This is a genomic window from Oryzisolibacter sp. LB2S (genome assembly GCF_040732315.1).
In the GTDB taxonomy this organism is placed as follows: domain Bacteria; phylum Pseudomonadota; class Gammaproteobacteria; order Burkholderiales; family Burkholderiaceae_C; genus Alicycliphilus; species Alicycliphilus soli.
The window spans coordinates 2,040,262-2,056,237 of the sequence record NZ_CP160388.1 but is presented as its reverse complement, the minus strand read 5'-3'; the positions used below and the strand labels follow the sequence as shown (position 1 = coordinate 2,056,237).

The 15,976-nt window shown below is 70.1% G+C and carries 11 protein-coding genes; 1 reads left to right on the top strand and 10 read right to left on the bottom strand.

Going from position 1 to position 15,976, the window contains the following annotated elements:
- Nucleotides 1–270 precede the first annotated feature (270 nt).
- The 7 genes from ABUE11_RS09680 to ABUE11_RS09650 form a co-directional block, all read right to left on the bottom strand.
- Entirely contained in the window at nt 271–1,542 is a 1,272-nt protein-coding gene (locus ABUE11_RS09680; protein WP_367065187.1) for an alpha/beta hydrolase fold domain-containing protein, read from the bottom strand.
- Nucleotides 1,543–3,960 carry an acyl-CoA dehydrogenase gene (locus ABUE11_RS09675; protein WP_367065186.1) on the bottom strand — a complete coding sequence of 806 codons (2,418 nt, stop codon included), beginning with the start codon at nt 3,958–3,960 and terminating at the stop codon, nt 1,543–1,545.
- 20 nt (nt 3,961–3,980) lie between these two features.
- On the bottom strand, nt 3,981–5,627 hold the full coding sequence (locus ABUE11_RS09670; RefSeq protein ID WP_367065185.1) for a GMC family oxidoreductase N-terminal domain-containing protein: 1,647 nt from the start codon (nt 5,625–5,627) through the stop codon (nt 3,981–3,983).
- A 179-nt stretch (nt 5,628–5,806) separates the two neighbouring features.
- Complete coding sequence (locus ABUE11_RS09665) at nt 5,807–8,263, bottom strand: glycoside hydrolase family 3 C-terminal domain-containing protein (protein WP_367065184.1); 2,457 nt, start codon at nt 8,261–8,263, stop codon at nt 5,807–5,809.
- Between the two features lie 37 nt (nt 8,264–8,300).
- On the bottom strand, nt 8,301–10,448 hold the full coding sequence (locus ABUE11_RS09660) for a 3-hydroxyacyl-CoA dehydrogenase NAD-binding domain-containing protein (RefSeq protein ID WP_367068795.1): 2,148 nt from the start codon (nt 10,446–10,448) through the stop codon (nt 8,301–8,303).
- 32 nt (nt 10,449–10,480) lie between these two features.
- A complete protein-coding gene (locus ABUE11_RS09655) occupies nt 10,481–11,686 on the bottom strand; it encodes an acetyl-CoA C-acetyltransferase (protein WP_367065183.1) in 1,206 nt (401 codons plus the stop codon).
- A gap of 188 nt (nt 11,687–11,874) precedes the next feature.
- The gene (locus tag ABUE11_RS09650) at nt 11,875–12,423 is read right to left on the bottom strand and encodes a hypothetical protein (protein WP_367065182.1); all 549 of its coding nucleotides are present in this window, start codon (nt 12,421–12,423) and stop codon (nt 11,875–11,877) included.
- Between the two features lie 146 nt (nt 12,424–12,569).
- On the opposite strand from ABUE11_RS09650, the gene ABUE11_RS09645 reads away from it, so the two are divergent.
- Nucleotides 12,570–13,736 carry a CaiB/BaiF CoA-transferase family protein gene (locus ABUE11_RS09645; RefSeq protein WP_367065181.1) on the top strand — a complete coding sequence of 389 codons (1,167 nt, stop codon included), beginning with the start codon at nt 12,570–12,572 and terminating at the stop codon, nt 13,734–13,736.
- A 39-nt stretch (nt 13,737–13,775) separates the two neighbouring features.
- Here the strand turns inward: ABUE11_RS09645 and ABUE11_RS09640 are convergent, their stop codons facing one another.
- Genes ABUE11_RS09640 through ABUE11_RS09630 form a run of 3 tightly spaced genes read right to left on the bottom strand, consistent with a single transcriptional unit; the run spans nt 13,776 to nt 15,962 of the window.
- Nucleotides 13,776–14,216 carry a nuclear transport factor 2 family protein gene (locus ABUE11_RS09640; protein ID WP_367065180.1) on the bottom strand — a complete coding sequence of 147 codons (441 nt, stop codon included), beginning with the start codon at nt 14,214–14,216 and terminating at the stop codon, nt 13,776–13,778.
- 10 nt (nt 14,217–14,226) lie between these two features.
- On the bottom strand, nt 14,227–15,126 hold the full coding sequence (locus ABUE11_RS09635) for an SDR family NAD(P)-dependent oxidoreductase (protein WP_367065179.1): 900 nt from the start codon (nt 15,124–15,126) through the stop codon (nt 14,227–14,229).
- A 35-nt stretch (nt 15,127–15,161) separates the two neighbouring features.
- Nucleotides 15,162–15,962 carry an SDR family oxidoreductase gene (locus tag ABUE11_RS09630; RefSeq protein ID WP_367065178.1) on the bottom strand — a complete coding sequence of 267 codons (801 nt, stop codon included), beginning with the start codon at nt 15,960–15,962 and terminating at the stop codon, nt 15,162–15,164.
- Between the last annotated feature and the right edge of the window lie 14 nt (nt 15,963–15,976).

The window sequence follows — 15,976 nt, the reverse complement described above, 5'->3', positions numbered from 1 at the left end:
AGGTCGAGTCCCTCATCGCCCGTGACTGCGGGAACCCACAGGTGCGCCAGCCCGCCGGAGCGCGGTGCGTCCTCTCGTCATCCCCGCCTTCGCGGGGATGACGGTAGCTTGTCGATGTCGCGGAAATGGCGGCGACCGTTGTTGCCGGGACGGCGGCAGATTCCCGGTTTGGGGATGCCGACGCGCCGTGGATGACCAGCATCATTTGTGAGCCAAAACCGCCTCTGGCGCCCAAGGGAAGGGCGTAACAAGCTATCAAAAAAAATAGTTTCATGCCTGCGCTCCGGCCCCATGCGATGCGCCGCCGCGCCGCTGCCAGACCTCGTGCTGGCGCTGCAGATGGCGCTGCAGCGCCTCGACGGTCAGGTCGCTGCGCAGTGAGTGCGGCACGTCCCAGGCATGCTGGGCATGGGGCAGCTCGGCATAGAGCACGGGCTGGCGCGACACGGCGCGCAGCCGCTGGGCAAACCACTGCGCCTCCTCGGGCGGGATCAGCGCATCGTGGCTGCCGTGCAGCAGCAGAAACGGTGGCGCGTCGGCATGGACCTGGCTGGCCGGGTCCATGGCGCGCCAGAGCGCCCCGTGGCTGGCTGGGGGGCCCGGCATGATGCTCTTGTCGAGCATGAAGCGCTCGAACACGGCATCGGCCTGGCGCTGGCCCAGAAAATCGTACTTGCCGTACAGGGGCAGGGCGGCCTGCACGGTGGTGTCCACCTCCTCGAAGCCGGGCTGGAATTCGGGGCGGTTGGCGGTCAGTGCGGCCAGTGCCGCGAGGTGGCCGCCCGCCGACCCGCCCGTGATGACAAGATAGTCCGGGTTGCCGCCATGCTCGGCCGCGTGGCGGCGGGCCCAGGCGATGACGCGCTTGACGTCGATCAGGTGTTCGGGCATGGCCACCTTGGGGCTCAGGCGGTAGTCGGCATCGATCACCAGCCAGCCGCAGCGTGCCATGTGCATGAGCAGCGGCATGGACTGCGTGCCCTTGTTGCCGATGATCCAGCCGCCGCCGTGGATGTTGATGAGCACCGGCCTTGGCCTGTCCGCCGGCGTGCGGGGCTTGATGACATCGAGGCGCTGCAGCGGATCGCTCCCATCTATGCCTTCCGCTCCTTCCACGTAGGGCAGGTCGCGCAGCCATTGCACGCGGCGGTCGGCAAACCGCATGGGGCTGAGCCAATGCGCGGGGTCGAGCTTGCGCGGGCCGGCGGGGGTCGTCACACCGGTCACGGCATCGATGCGGTGGCCCGCGCCCAGGCCCCGCAGCCAGGCCCAGGCCAGGCCCGCCACGGCCACGCCATGCAGCAGCAGGGCGAACTGGCCCGCGGGATGACGGGCCGCGCCCAGCAGCCAGAACAGGCCCGCCAGAACCAGGGCGCCCGCGGCCAGCACCACGGCCAGCTCGCTGCCCATGAGCGAGACGATCATGTACAGCCCCGAGCGTGCATCCAGGCTGCCCCGGCGGCGCAGCAGCGCAGCCAGCGTCCAGCACATGCCGATGGCCGCACTCAGCCCTGCGGCCGCCGCCGCCCAAGCGCCCGGCATTTACCGCCCCAGCTGGTTGAAGGGCACGCCCTTGTCGGTGCGCGGCTCGGGCGCCAGGCCCAGCACGCGCTCGCCAATGCTGTTCTTGACGATCTCGTCCGTGCCGCCCGCGATGCGCATGCCGGCCGCGCCGAACCACAGCCGCTCCACGAGGGCGAAGCGCTCGCCGAGCTCGCTGGCCGCGAGCACGCCGCGCTCGCCCTGCAGGTCGATGGCGAAGTAGCTGAAGCCCTGCAGCGTGTGCGCGGCCACGTTCTTGGCGCCGCTCATCTCGGGGCCGGGCTCCTTGCCCTTGCTCAAGGCGGTGAGCGCGCGGCATTGCAGCAGCCACAGCGCCTGGGCATTGAGGTAGAGGTCGGCCAGGCGCTCGCGCATGCGGCCGTCGCGCAGCGCGCTGGCGCCGAGGAAGGGCGTCTCGCGCAGCATCTCGGCCGTGGTGCGCCAGAGCTCGGCGGGCATCACGCCGCCGATCGCCAGGCGCTCGCTCATGAGGCCGGTGAGCGTGACCTTCCAGCCGCCGCCGGGCTGGCCCACCATCTGGCTGTCGGGCACGAACACGTCCTCGAGGAACACCTCGTTGAACTCGGACTCGCCCCCGGCCTGGCGGATCGGTCGCACCGTGACGCCCGGGCTCTTCATGTCGATGAAGAAGGTGGTCAGGCCCTCGAACTTCGGCAGATCGGGGTTGGTGCGCGCGAGCACCAGCCCGTATTGTGCGAACTGTGCGAGCGAGGTCCAGACCTTCTGGCCGTTGAGGCGCCAGCCGCTCTGGCCGCTGGCGTCGTCGACGCAGCGTTCGGCGCGTGTGCGCACCATGCCCAGGTCCGATCCGGCGCCGGGCTCGCTGAGCAGCTGGCACCACAGGTGCTGGCCCGACAGCGCGGGCGCGATGTGGGCGGCGCGCACAGCATCGCTCGCGTGCGCCATGACCGACGGGATCACCATGCCCAGGCTGACGTTGAAGAAGCCCGTGGGCACGTTGTAGCGGCCCTCTTCCTGGCGCCAGATCAGCTCCTGCATGGGCGTGCCGCCGCGCCCGCCCAGGGCGCGCGGCCAGGTGATGGCGCCAAAGCCCGCGGCCGCCTTGCGCGCCTGCCAGTCGCGCGCCGCCTGCATGCGGGCCTCGGGCCTTTGCCCCGCGCCAAAGAAGTCGTCGGGGCGGGTTTTGAGCGTGGCGTTGGCGTCCAGCCAGGCGCGGCATTCGGCGCGAAACGCGGCCTCGGCGGGCGAGTCGTCGAAGTCCATCGAGCCCTCGGTGGCCGGGCCGCGCGTGCTGGTGCTGGCGCCGCCCGCGGGCGCATCGAGCCGGGCCTCGAGCTCGGCCGCGATGCGCTCGCGCCAGACATGCTGGTTGCCCAGCAGCACGGCCTGCTGGCGCGCGCGCCTGTAGAACAGGTGGCAGTCGAGCTCCCAGGTGTAGCCCATGCCGCCGTGGGTCTGGATGTTCTCCTGCGCCGCGAGGCCGTAGGCCAGCGTGGCCGCCACGCGGGCGCTGGCGGCGGCCAGTGCGAGCTCGGGCGCGGGCTCTGCCGGGTTGGCCGCGTCGGCCGCGAGCGCCCAGGCGCCGTAGTAGCAATGCGCGCGCGCCATCTGGTTGGCGGTGTAGATGTCGGCCAGCTTGTGCTTGATGCCCTGGTAGGAGCCTATGGTGCGGCCGAAGGCCTTGCGCTCGCGCGCGTAGGCGGCGGCCATCTCCAGCGCGGCGTCGGCACCGCCGAGTTGCTCGAAGGCCAGCAAAATGGCCGCGCGGTCGCGCACGCGCGCCAGCAGCGCGAGGGCGTCGGCGCCGGCGTCCAGCGCCTCGGCCGGCGTGGCGTCGAACGTCAGCTCGGCAAAGGGCTTGGACGGGTCCAGCGTGGCCAGCGCACGCCGCGCGACGCCCGAGGCGAGCGCGCTGAGCACCAGCACCGGCCTGTGGGCCGCGTCCACGGCCAGCACCACCGCCCATTGGGCGATCAGGCCGTCGGCCACCAGGGCCGCCTTGCCGCTGAGCGTGCTGCCGTCAAAGCGCGGCAGCGCCGTCAGGTCCGGCGCGCCATCGAGGGGCGCGGCCAGCGTGCCGGCCGCGCCATCGGCCACGCGCGGGAGCCAGCGTTGCTGCTGCTCTGCGCTCGCGCCCAGCAGCACGGCCTGCGTGGCCAGGTACAGCGTGGAGGCCAGCGGCACCGGGCTCAGCTGGCGGCCTATCTCCTCGGCCGCCACGCACAGCTCCATGGCGCCGAGCCCGGCGCCGCCGCATGGCTCGGGCAGCATCAGCGCCGTCACGCCCAGGCTGGCGAGACCGGCCCAGACCGCGTCCGCATGCGTGCCCTTGTGCTCCATCACCTGGCGCGCGAGCGCGACGGGCGATTCCTTGGCGAGAAACTTGCGCAGCTGCTCGCGCAGCGCGTTCTGGTCGTCTGAAAAGTCAAAGTTCATGGTTCGGCTTTCTCAAGAATTCAGTCGTTCAGCGGCTCCAGGGCGGGGCGGCCGAGCACCAGGTCGGACCCCTTGTCGCCAATCACCACGGCGGTGGCGTTGGTGTTGCCGCAGATCACGTTGGGCATGACCGAGGCGTCGATCACGCGCAGGCCCTGGACGCCGCGCACCTTGAGGTCGGGCGTGCAGACGGCCAGCGGGTCGTCGGCGCGGCCCATGCGGCAGGTGCCGACCGGGTGGTAGCCCGTGGTCAGGTGCGGGGCCAGCCAGTCCAGCCATTCGGCATCGGTGCGCACCTCGGGGCCGGGGCGTATCTCGGCCTCGACCAGCGCGGCCAGCGCCGGTTGCCGGGCCATGTCGCGCAAGAATCGCAGCGCCCACAGCAGGGCGCGGCGGTCGCGCTCGTCGGCCAGATAGTTCATGCGCAGGGCCGGGTGCACGGCGGCGTCGGCGCTCTTGAGCCGCACCGAGCCGCGCGAGAACGGCCGCACCTGATAGGGCGCGAGCGTCATGCCCGAGAAGGCGTCGGGCTGGGGTGACTTGCTCTTGTCGGTCTGGGCCTCGGCGTTGCCCGTGACCGGCAGGCCGAAGACCTGGATGTCGTTGTAGGGCAGGGCCGGGTCGCTCTTGAGGTAGGCGCCAAACTCGGCCGGCGGGCTGGTCATGGGCCCGCCGCGCGTGAACATGTAGCGCAGCACCGACCCGGCCAGGCCCAGGCCGCGAAAGTTGCCGTTCATGCTCGGCACGCCCGGCTTCATGCGCCAGGACAGCGGCACGCAGGCATGGTCCTGCAGGTTCTCGCCCACGCCCGGCAGGTCGGCCACGACGGTGATGCCGAAGTCGCGCAGCTGCGCGGCCGGGCCCAGGCCCGAGACCATGAGCAGCTGCGGCGACTGGATGGCGCCCGCGCACAGCAGCACCTCGGCGCCCGCGCGCGCGGTCTGCACGGCGCCGCCGGGCAGCTGGTACTCGACGCCCGTGGCGCGCTGGCCCTCGATGACGATGCGGCGCACGAAGGCCTTGGTCACGAGTTTCAGGTTGGGGCGCTGCAGCGCCGGCTCGATCGCGTTGCGGGCGATGGAGGAGCGCCGGCCGCCCAGCATGTTCACCTGGAACACGCCCGCGCCCTTGGCCTCGCCGTCGTTGAAGTCGTCCACCAGCTCGAGGCCGGCCTGGTTCGCTGCCTCCAGCATGGCCTTGGTGGTCGGGTGGATGGAGGGCAGGTCGGCCACCGTGAGCACGCCGCCCTGTCCGTGCAGCCGGTTGCGTATGCGCTGGTTGTCCTCGGTGCGTATGAAGTAGGGCAGCAGCTCGGCCCAGCTCCAGCCCGTGGCGCCGGCGGCCACCCAGTCTGCGTAGTCGTGGCGGTGGCCGCGGATGTAGATCATGCCGTTGATCGACGACGAGCCGCCGACCCGCTTGCCGCGCGGCATCATCAGGCGGCGCCCGCCGGCCCAGGCCTCGGGCTCGGTCTCGTGCATCCAGGAGAAGGCCGGGTTGTAGGTCATCGCGCCCCAGCCGGCCGGCATGTCCACCATCATCGACTTGTGGCTGTCGCCGGCTTCGAGCAGCAGCACGCGCCGCTGGCCGTCCTCGCTCAGGCGCGCGGCCAGCGTGCCACCGGCCGAACCGGAGCCGATGACGATGTAGTCGTACAGCTCGCTCATGGCAGAAGCTCCCGCAGTCCGCTGGCCTGGAGAACCTGCGGCGTGCCGATGGTGCCGGGATCGGGTGGGGTGATGGTCATGGGTTGTGTCTCCTGCGAATGATGGTGTGGTCTGTTGCGCATGTGCCGGCGGGGCCGCGGTGAGATGCCTGGTCGTCGCGTGGCGGGTCTGCTCCTGTGCTATCTCGTGAACGCCACCGTGCTCAGGTTCCTCGACGAGTTGCCTACGTGGAAGCTGTAGTTGCCGCTCGGCGTGACCCACCGGTTGGCGGCCTGGCTCCAGACGCTCAGCGGATGGTTCGACGCGGCGGGGTCGACGGTGATCGTGACCTCACGGGAGGCGCCTGGTGCCAGCTCCACCTTTCTGAAGCCCACGAGGCGCCTGGGCGGCTGCGGGGCTCCGAGGCCATCGGCCTGCGCGGGCAGGCTGACGTAGACCTGCACGACCTCCTGCCCCTTGCGGCGGCCCGTGTTGCGGACCGTCGCCTTCACCTCGTACCCGTCGCCCTTGGCGACCACGCGCGCATGGCTCACGCTGAATGTGGTGTAGGACAGACCATGGCCGAAGGGGAAGGCGGGAGTGACCTGGTTGGCGTCGTACCAGCGGTAGCCGATGTGCAGCCTCTCGGCGTATTCGACGGTGTTCGTCCCCCCGTCGGCCGACACCGTGCCGGGGTACTGAGCCGCGGAAACGTTGTCGAGAAAGCCCTGGCCGACGAACGGGAAGGTCACCGGCAGCTTGCCCGACGGATTTTTCACGCCGAACAGCAGGTCGGCGACGATGTGGCCGTCCTCCTGGCCGGGAAACCAGACTTCGAGGATGGCTGGCCCGCCCGGTCCGACGAGGGCAGGGTCCATGGCCACGCCCGCGTTGTCCTTGAGGACCAGGGCCGTCCTGGTCGGTGCCGCGGCCTGGATGGCCTTGATCATGGCCACGGTCTGGCTGTTCTTCGCGGGGTTGCTGGCCTGCAGTGTCGTGGCAATGCTGCTCGGGCGATCCGCGTACCAGTCGAGGCCGCTGCCCTCGGCCGCGCTGCCCGCGAGCGTCCGGCCGGCCGTGCTCGTGAAGGTCGCGCGGTCGGCGCCCTCCTCGGAGATGGTGCCGGCCATCACGATCACGGCATCGGCGTCCCGGGCCGCGGCGACGGCCGCGGCCAGGTCGCTGTTGTCGTCCTCGACGGTCACCAGCGTCACCGTGGCGCTGGTGTTGCCGAGCGAGCGCAGCACGTTTTGCAGCCCCTGGACCGGGGAGACGGTGTAGTGCGGCACCACGTCGGAGCTGCCGCCGCCGGCGCCCATGGTCTTGCCGACCATGGAGCCACCCGCGACCGCCTGTTGTGCGTAGACCTGGGTGGCCTTGCCGATCACCACCACCTTTTGCACGGCCCGGCTGAACGGCAGCGCTCCGTTGTTCTGCAGCAGCACGGCCGATTGCGTGCCAATGTCGCGCGCCACCCTGCCATTGGCGACGAAGTCGATCGGTGTCGCCTTGACGGGCCGGTCGAAGATGCCGTACTTGAACATCTGCGTGTAGCGCCGCTCGAGCGCCTGGTCGATCCGTGCCTGGACTGTCGTGCCGTCGGCGAGGGCCGCACGCAGTGCGTCCGGCGTCCATTGCTGCGGGGTCGGCATCATGAAGTCCATGCCCGCGTTCATGGAACCGAGCATGGTCTTGGTGGCGAAGAAGTCGGATTGGACATAGCCCGTGAAGCCCCAGTCGCTGCGCAGAATGTCGGTCAGGAGCTCCCGGCTCTCGCACGAGGGCAGGCCGTTGACATAGTTGTAGGCGCACATGACCGAGGCCACCCTGCCGTCCTTGACCGACATCTCGAAGGGCAGCAGGTAGAGCTCGCGCAGCACCTGGCGATCGATGGATTCCTGGATCGTGGTGCGGTTGGTTTCCTGCTCGTTGGCGAGGAAATGCTTGGCCATGGCGATCAGCCCCTTGGACTGGATGGCCTTGATCTCGGCGACCGACATTCTGCCGGTCAGGTAGGGGTCTTCGCCGAAGTATTCGAAGTTGCGGCCCAGTATGGGCAGGCGCGCGAGGTTCATGCCGGGGGCCTCGAACTCGTGCAGTGCGAGGTTCAGCATCTCCGTGCCTATGAGCTCGCCATAGGCGGCCGCCACGGATTCGTCGAACGAGGCGGCCGCGGCCATGGCCGATGGCAGCGCGGTCGCCTTGGCCGAAGAGGGATGGGAGTATGAGGAATGGTCGACCTCCTCGCCCGTGGGCAGGGTCACGAGCACCGGGGGGATGGACGCCGACACGCAGTCGTTCTGGCCCAGACCGACCGGGCCGTTGGTGACGCGAAACGTCGGGATGCCCAGCGCGGCGATGGCCTGCACGTGGCGGCCGCCCTTGCACTCGGGCAGCTCGGGAACGATCTCGGGGACCGAGCCCGTCAGTTGCTGCAGCTTCTGCGCGAGTGTCATCGCGGCGATCAGCTTTCTGGCGCGCTCTCTGGCGATGGCCTCCCGTGCGGCATCCGAGCTTGCCGCGGCCTGCGCCGCGATGATGGAGGCGCTCATCCACGGGTGGACCGGGGCCCGGGGGGCTTCGGTCCCCCCCTGGGCGCCCGTCGCGAAGGCCATGCCGACCGCGAGGGCCAGGGTGCATTGGCGTAGCTTGGGCATGGTCTTCCTCATTCTCGACGCGTTGCGTTCATCGGCCTCAGGCGCGTGCCATGCGGCCGTAGAAGGTCTGGCCCTTGGCGGCCATGTCGCGCAGCAGCTGTGGCGGGCGCAGCTGTTCGCCGAACAGGTCGGCCAGGCGGTCGGCCTCGGCGACGAAGGCCGGCAGGCCTATGCCGTCGATGAAGCAGAACGGGCCGCCGGTGTAGGCCGGGAAGCCCACGCCCAGGATGGAGCCCACGTCGCCGTCGGCGGGGTTGAGCAGCACGCCGTCCTCCATGGCGCGCGCCGCCTCCACGGCCTGCACATAGAGAATGCGCTGCTTCAGGTCGTGGGGATCGGGCTGCTGTGCGGCCAGCGGGTAGATCTCGGCCAGGCCCTTCCAGATGCGCTTGCCGGCCTCGTCGTACTCGTAGAAGCCCTTGCCGACCTTCTTGCCCAGCCGGCCCAGGTCGTACAGCCGCTTGAGCACAGGTACCGAGCGCCCCGCCTTGTAGGTCTCGGGGAAGTCGCGCGCCTGCGCCTGGCCGGCGTGCACGGCCAGCTCGATGGACAGCTCGTCGGTGATGGCCAGTGGCCCCACGGGCATGCCCGCGTGCCTGGCGCAGTTCTCGATGAGCGCCGGGGTGATGCCCTCGGCCACCATGCCGATGGCGTCGTCGACGAAGGCGCCAATGAAGCGGCTCGTGAAAAAGCCCTGGTGGTCGTTGACCACGATGGGGGTCTTCCTGAGCTGGGCGATGAAGTCCAGCGCCTGCGCCAGGGTGGCGTCCGAGGTCTTGCGGCCGCGGATCACCTCGACCAGCGGCATGCGGTCCGCGGGCGAGAAGAAATGCAGGCCGATGAAGCGCTCGGGCCGGCTGCTGGCCTGGGCCAGCAGCGTGATCGGTATGGCCGAGGTGTTGCTGGCCAGCACGCATTGCTCGGGCAGCACGGCGTCGAGCTTCTTCGTGACCTCGGCCTTGACGGCGCGGTCCTCGAACACGGCCTCGACCACCATGTCGGCGTCGCGCAGCAGCTCGTAGTCGGTGGTCGGGGTGATGCGCGCGAGGATGGCGTCGGCCTTTTCCTGCGTGGAGCGGCCCTTCTCGACGAGGCGCCGGAGCGCCTTCTCGGCATAGCCTTTGCCCCGCGCGGCGCTCTCCTGGTCACGGTCGATCAGCACCACATCGATGCCGCGCTGCGCGGCGTTGAGCGCGATGCCGCCGCCCATCATGCCGGCGCCTATCATGCCGAGCTTGCGGCAGCGGAAGGGGGCAAGGCCGGCGGGGCGGTGCAGACCCTTCTCGGCCTTGGTCTTGCTGACGAACAGCGTGCGCACCATGGCGCGCGAGACCTGGCTGCGCGTGAGGGTGGACAGGTATTTGCTCTCGATGCGCAGGGCCTTGTCCATGGGCAGCAGGCTGCCCTCGTACAGGCAGCTCTGGATGGCGTGCGGTGCCGGCAGGTTGTGGTAGGTGTTGGCCTGCACCATGGCGTTGCCGACCACGAAGCTCGGCGCCACGCGCGGGTCGAGCGCGTTGCCGCCGGGAATCCGGAAGCCCTTGGCATCCCAGGGCTGGACGCAGTTGGGCGACTCGAGCAGCCACTTTTTGGCCGTGGCCAGCAGCTCGCCGGCTGGCGCCACGGCGTGGATGATGCCGAGCTCCTTGGCCTTGGCGGCGCTGGCGTGCTTGCCCTCCATGAGGTAGGGTATGGCGCCCATGATGCCGAGCAGGCGCATCAGGCGCTGCGTGCCGCCGGCGCCCGGCAGCAGGCCGACCTGCACCTCGGGCAGGCCCAGCATCAGGCCGGGCGCGTCGGAGGCCACGCGGTAGTGGCAGGCCAGGCAGATCTCCAGGCCGCCGCCCATGGCCACGCCGTTGATGGCGGCGGCGAAGGGCTTGCCGCAGGTCTCCATGCGGCGCAGCAGGCGGGAGAGGGAGGCACATTTGTCGAACAGCTCGTCGGCCGGGATGTCGGCCATGCTGTCGATGTTCTGCTCCATGGTGATCAGGTCGGCGCCGGCGACGAAGGCGTCCTTGCCCGAGGTCACGATGGCGCCCTTGACGCCTGCGTCGGCCGTGATGCGGTCTATGCAGGCCGACAGGCTGTCCATGAACGCCTGGTCGATGACGTTCATGGTCTTGCCCGGATAGTCGATGGTGAGCGTGGCGATGCCGTCGGCGTCGACGGCGTAGCGGATGATGTCTTGCATATCGTCTCTCTTGTTTCGCTGCGTCAGACGCGTTCGATGATCATGGCCGAGCCCATGCCCGCGGCCACGCACAGGGACACGAGCGCGGTCTTCTTGCCGGTGCGCTCGAGCTCGTCCAGGACCGTGCCCAGAATCATGGCGCCGGTCGCGCCCAGCGGGTGGCCCATGGCGATGGCGCCGCCGTTGACGTTCATGCGCTCGTGCGGAATGTGCAGCTCTTCCATCATGGTCAGCACCACGGTGGCGAAGGCCTCGTTGAGCTCCCACAGGTCGATGTCGGAGGGCTGCATGCCGGCGCGCGCCAGCGCCTTGCGCGCCGCGTGGCTCGGGCCGTCGAGCATCAGCGTGGGCTCGGAGCCGATGGCGGCGAAGGAGACGATGCGCGCGCGCGGCTTGATGCCCATGCGGCGCCCGGCCTCGGCATTGCCCACGAGCACGGCGGCGGCGCCGTCGACGATGCCCGAGCTGTTGCCCGCGTGGTGAATGTGCTGGATCTTCTCGACCTGCGGGTAGCGCTGCATGGCCACGCTGTCGTAGCCGTATTTCTCGCCCATCTCGGTGAACGCGGGCTTGAGCTCGGCCAGCGATTCGGCGCTGGTCTGCGGGCGCACGGTCTCGTCGCGCTCGAGCAGTGTGAGGCCCAGGAAGTCCTTGACCGGCACGACCGAGCGGTCGAAGCGCCCCTCGGCCCAGGCCTGGGCGGCGCGGCGGTGGCTTTCGGCGGCGTAGGCATCGACGTCGGCGCGGCTGTGGCCGCGCAGCGCGGCGAGCAGGTCGGCCGAGATGCCCTGCATCACGAAGCGGGTCTTGAACGCCATCTGCGGGTCCTGCGCCCAGGCGCCGCCGTCGGCGCCCATGGGCACGCGCGACATCATCTCTATGCCGCCGCCTATGGTCAGATCGGCCTGGCCGCCCATGACCTTGGCGGCGGCAAACGCCACGGCCTCCAGTCCCGAGCCGCAGTAGCGATTGAGCTGCAGCGCCGGCACGCACTGGTCATAGTCGGCCTGCAGCACGGCCATGCGGGCGATGTTGCCGCCTTGCTCGCCCACGGGCACGACGCAGCCCAGCACCACGTCGTCGACAGCGGCCGTGTCCAGGCCATTGCGCTCGCGCAGCGCCACCAGCGGCCGGCTGGCCAGCCACACGGGCGTCACTTCATGCAGGCTGCCGTCGGGCTTGCCCTTGCCGCGCGGGGTGCGCACATGGTCAAAAATGTAGGTTTCCATCTGAGGTTCCCGAGTCAGGGGTTGGGTTTCACAAAGGCTGGGCGTGGGCCTTGAGCCTATGGGGGCGATTCATCGCGCAGGCGCGATTGCGGGATCTAGTCTGGTGCAGAACGGCCGGTTCTGCGAAGGGGAAAACCCAATTTGGGTACTTTGGTCGGCGCGGCCCGGGCGCATGTTCGAAGTGCATTTCAGTCCTGCTCCTCGTCGTCGGCCGCGAGCAGGGCCTGCAGCTTGGCCGCGAGTTCGAGAATGTCCCGCGCGGCCTCGGCGTTGCGCTTGGTGAACCCGGCATTGACCCCCTGGCGCACCACGAGGCGCTTGCGTTCGTCGCGGTAGAGCCAGCCCTTCTCGATCAGCTGGGCCACCTTGCGCCGCACGGTCTCGCGCGGGATTCCCGTGGCCTGGCTGATGGACAGCGCGTTGCACGGACTCATGAGCTGGCCGCGGCGCTCCATGTCGTCGAGCAGCTTTTCCGGTGCGTCGGCGCCGCTCTTGCGGAAGAACTGCGAGACGTTGTGCAGCGAGATCTCGCCGAGCACGATGATCTGCACCATGTCGCCATCGAACTGGCGGTAAAGGTTTCTCATCAAGGGAACGGTGAAGCCCGCGATCAGGTGCGATATCTGATAGGCATGGCGCTCCATGCGCGCGGCCTTGTCGGACGCGGTCTTGACGGCGCGGGCGGTGCGGCGGCCTGATGTGCTGGGGGACGCGCCGGGGGACGAGGCTGTGGCCATGTTGCCTCCAGGTGAATACATGCTGCGAGCGCAGTATTTCTGCGCCCTGGGCGGCCCGCATACTACAAACGGAGGAGGCGGGCAGCGGGGCGCCTCGTCAGCATCTGCTCCATCGCGCGCCAGGCGCTCCTCCTCCGGTTCCTCTCATGACAGACCCCTCCCCCCATCCAGCTTCGCGCGGCCCCTTGCATGGTGTGCGCGTGATCGAGTTCGCCGGCATAGGCCCCGGACCGTTCGCCGGCATGATGCTGGCCGACATGGGTGCCGACGTGATCGTGATCGACCGCGCGGACCAGGCGGCCGCCGCCGCTCGCTACCCGCGCGCGGCCACGAACCGGGGCAAGCGCTCGGTGGCGCTGGATCTCAAGTCCGAGGCCGGGCGCGATGCCGCATGGGCGCTGATCGCATCGGCCGACGCGCTGATCGAGGGTTTTCGCCCCGGCGTGATGGAGCGCCTGGGCTTTGGCCCCGAGGCCGCGGCCGCGCGCCGGCCCAGCCTGGTCTATGGCCGCGTGACCGGCTGGGGCCAGAGCGGCCCGCTGGCACAGGCGGCCGGCCATGACATCAATTACGTGGCGCTGACCGGCGTGCTCTCCACCTCGCGCCGCGAAGGTCAGGCGCCCGTGGTACCCCCGACCATCGTCGGCGACATGGCGGGCGGCGCGATGTTTCTGGCCTTTGGTCTGGTCTGCGCCCTGCATGAGGCCAGGGCCTCGGGCAAGGGCCAGGTGGTGGATGCGGCCATGATCGACGGCGTGGCCGCCATGAGCACCCTGGTGCACCAGATGCGCTTCAACGGCTTCTGGAGCGACGACGCGCGGCGCAACCTGTTTGCCAACAGCTCGCCCTTCTACGAGGTGTTCGAATGTGCCGACCGCGAGCACATCACGCTGGGCGCGATCGAGCCGCAGTTCTATGCCGAGTTGCTCCGGCGCCTGGGCCTGGACGACGTGAACCCGGCCGGCCAGTACGACCATCGCAGCTGGCCCGCGCTCAAGCAGCGGGTCGCGGCGCGGATCAAGTCGCGCAGCCGCGCCGAATGGCAGGCACTGCTCGAGGGTACGGATGTCTGCTTCGCGCCCGTGCTGAGCCTGGCCGAGGCCGCCGAGCATCCGCACAACGCCGCGCGCGGCCTGTTCGTCGATGTTGAGGGCCAGCGCCAGCCGGCGCCCGCGCCGCGCCTGTCGCGCACCCCGGCCAGGGCGCCGTCGCTGGGCGCGCGCTGCGGCGAGCATACCGACGAGGTGCTGGCCGAACTCGGGCTGGACGGCGAGGCCCTGGCCCGCCTGCGGGCCCAGGGCGCCTGCGCCTGAAGGCCGCGCGCGGCCTGCGCCGCGCCGCGCGGTCGACATTCAGCCGTTCTGGCCCACGACCTCGGCCAGGATGGTCGAGCGCGTGGCGACGATCTTCCACCGGCCGGCGATGCGGCGGTAGGCGTCGTGGTACATCACGCCCAGGCGGCGCGTGGCGCCGGTGTCGGCGTCCAGGTTGAAGTAGGACAGGGCCCAGCGGCCGCGCGCGTTGTCGGCGTCGATCAGCTCAATCTCGGGGTTGGCCCCATGGTGGCTATCGCGCACGCGCGGCTGGCAGGCCAGGCTTTGGTAGAGCGCGATGAAGCTGTCGCGGTCGTGGTAGATGCCCAGCGGGCCGTAGTCGATGGTGATGGGGCCGGTGGCAAAGCAGTCGCGAATCGTCTCGACTTCTTTCAGGTCGCAGGCGTTCAGGTAGCGATGCTTGAGCTGGCGTATGGCCTCCAGGGCCTCCAGGCGCGCGATGCGTTGTTCGATGTCCATGGCAGATCCTTCAGCTCACGCGGGCGGGGTGGAAGGGGCGGGGCGCGCCGAGGAACTCGCGCCAGCTCGGCGGGCTGCGCTCGCCCTCGTCGCGCAGGCCGTATTCCTGCGCGAGCTCGGCCACGATCAGCGTCTGGCCGCTGCGCTGCGCGAGCTGCGGGTCGCGCCAGAGCGCATGGATGGTGCGGCCGACGAACTGTGGGCTTTCGCTGCGTGCCATGAAGTCGCCATAGGCGTCGCTGCGCGCGCGCGCGGCGATCTCGGTGCGCTCGGTGCGCTGCACACCCAGCCACAGCGACAGCGCGGCCACGCCCTGGCCCTCGAAGTCCACGGCCATGTCAAAGGCCATCTTGTCGCAGCCGGCCTTTTGCGCGCCGTAGGCCGGGCCGTGCATGTAGCAGCCCGCGCCGAACGACGAGGTGAACACCACGAGCGCGCCGCCATCGCGCCCCGCGGCCAGCAAGAGCGGCGCGGCGTGGTAGCTCGCGACATAGTGCGAGCGCAGGCCGACGTTGAGCATCTCTGCCTGGGCCAGGGGTTTTTGCCAGAACGGGCCGGGCGCGATCAGGCTGTCGTCGATCGCCAGGGCGTTGTTCACAAGGATGTCGATGCGCCCCTGCTCGGCGGCGATGCGGTCGAACAGGGCGGCTACCTGGTCGTCGTCGCCATGGTCGCAGGCCACGGCAATGCCGCGCCCGCCGGCTGCCGTGACGGCGGCGGCGCTGCTGTGGATGGTGCCGTGCAGCGGCGCGTCGCCGAGCCGGCGCTCGCCCTCACGGGTGCTGCGCCCGGTCACGTACACCGTCATGCCCGCGGCGCCCAGCGCCTGGGCAATGCCCTGGCCTACGCCGCGGCTGGCGCCGGTGACGACGGCGACGCCGCCTGCATTGCCTGGTGGGGTGAATGGCATGGGGATTCCCTTGTCGGTTGAGGTCGGTTGTTGCGTCACGCCTTGGTCTGGGGCAGCCAGGGCACGCCGTTGATGTGGCTGCCGCCATCGACGAACAAGGTGTTGCCCGTGAGGTAGCGGCAATCGTCGCTGGCCAGGAACAGCGCCACGCTGCCGATGTCGTTCTCGGGGTCGCCCATGCGGCCCATGGGGTTCAGGCGCAGCAGCTGGGCGGCGTTGTCGGGGTTGGCCTTGGCGAACTGGCGGTAGGCCTCGGTCGCGGCGCCGGGGCAGATGGCGTTGCAGCAGATGCCGTCGGCCGCCCATTCGCGCGCCGCCGTGCGCGTGAGCGTGCGCAGCGCCTCCTTGGCCATGTTGTAGTCACCCGTGTAGGGGTGGGCGTTGACGCCGTTGAGCGAGCACATGTTGATGATGCGCCCCCAGCCGCGCGCGCGCATGCCGGGCTGGACGGCCTGCATGGCCCACAGTGCGGCCTTGGGCGCCATGTCCATGGCCCAGTCGACGTCCTCGGTCTGCAGGTCCTGCACCGCGGCATAGCCGCGCTGGCCGGGGCGCCGACCCCAGGCGTTGTTGACCAGGATGTCAACGCGGCCAAAGTGGGCAATGGCGGCCTGCACCGTGGCCAGCACCTGGTCCTGGACGGTCACGTCGCAGGCGCTGGTCTGCACCGCCACGCCATGGCTGTGGTGCAGCGCGTCGGCCAGCGCCGCGCAGGCGGCGCCGTCGATGTCGCACAGCCACAGGCTCGCGCCCTCGCGCGCAAAGCGCCGCGCCACTCCGGCGCCTATGCCGGCCGCGGCGCCGGTGATCAGGGCCACTCTGTCGTGCAATCGCATGTCTGTCTCCTCTG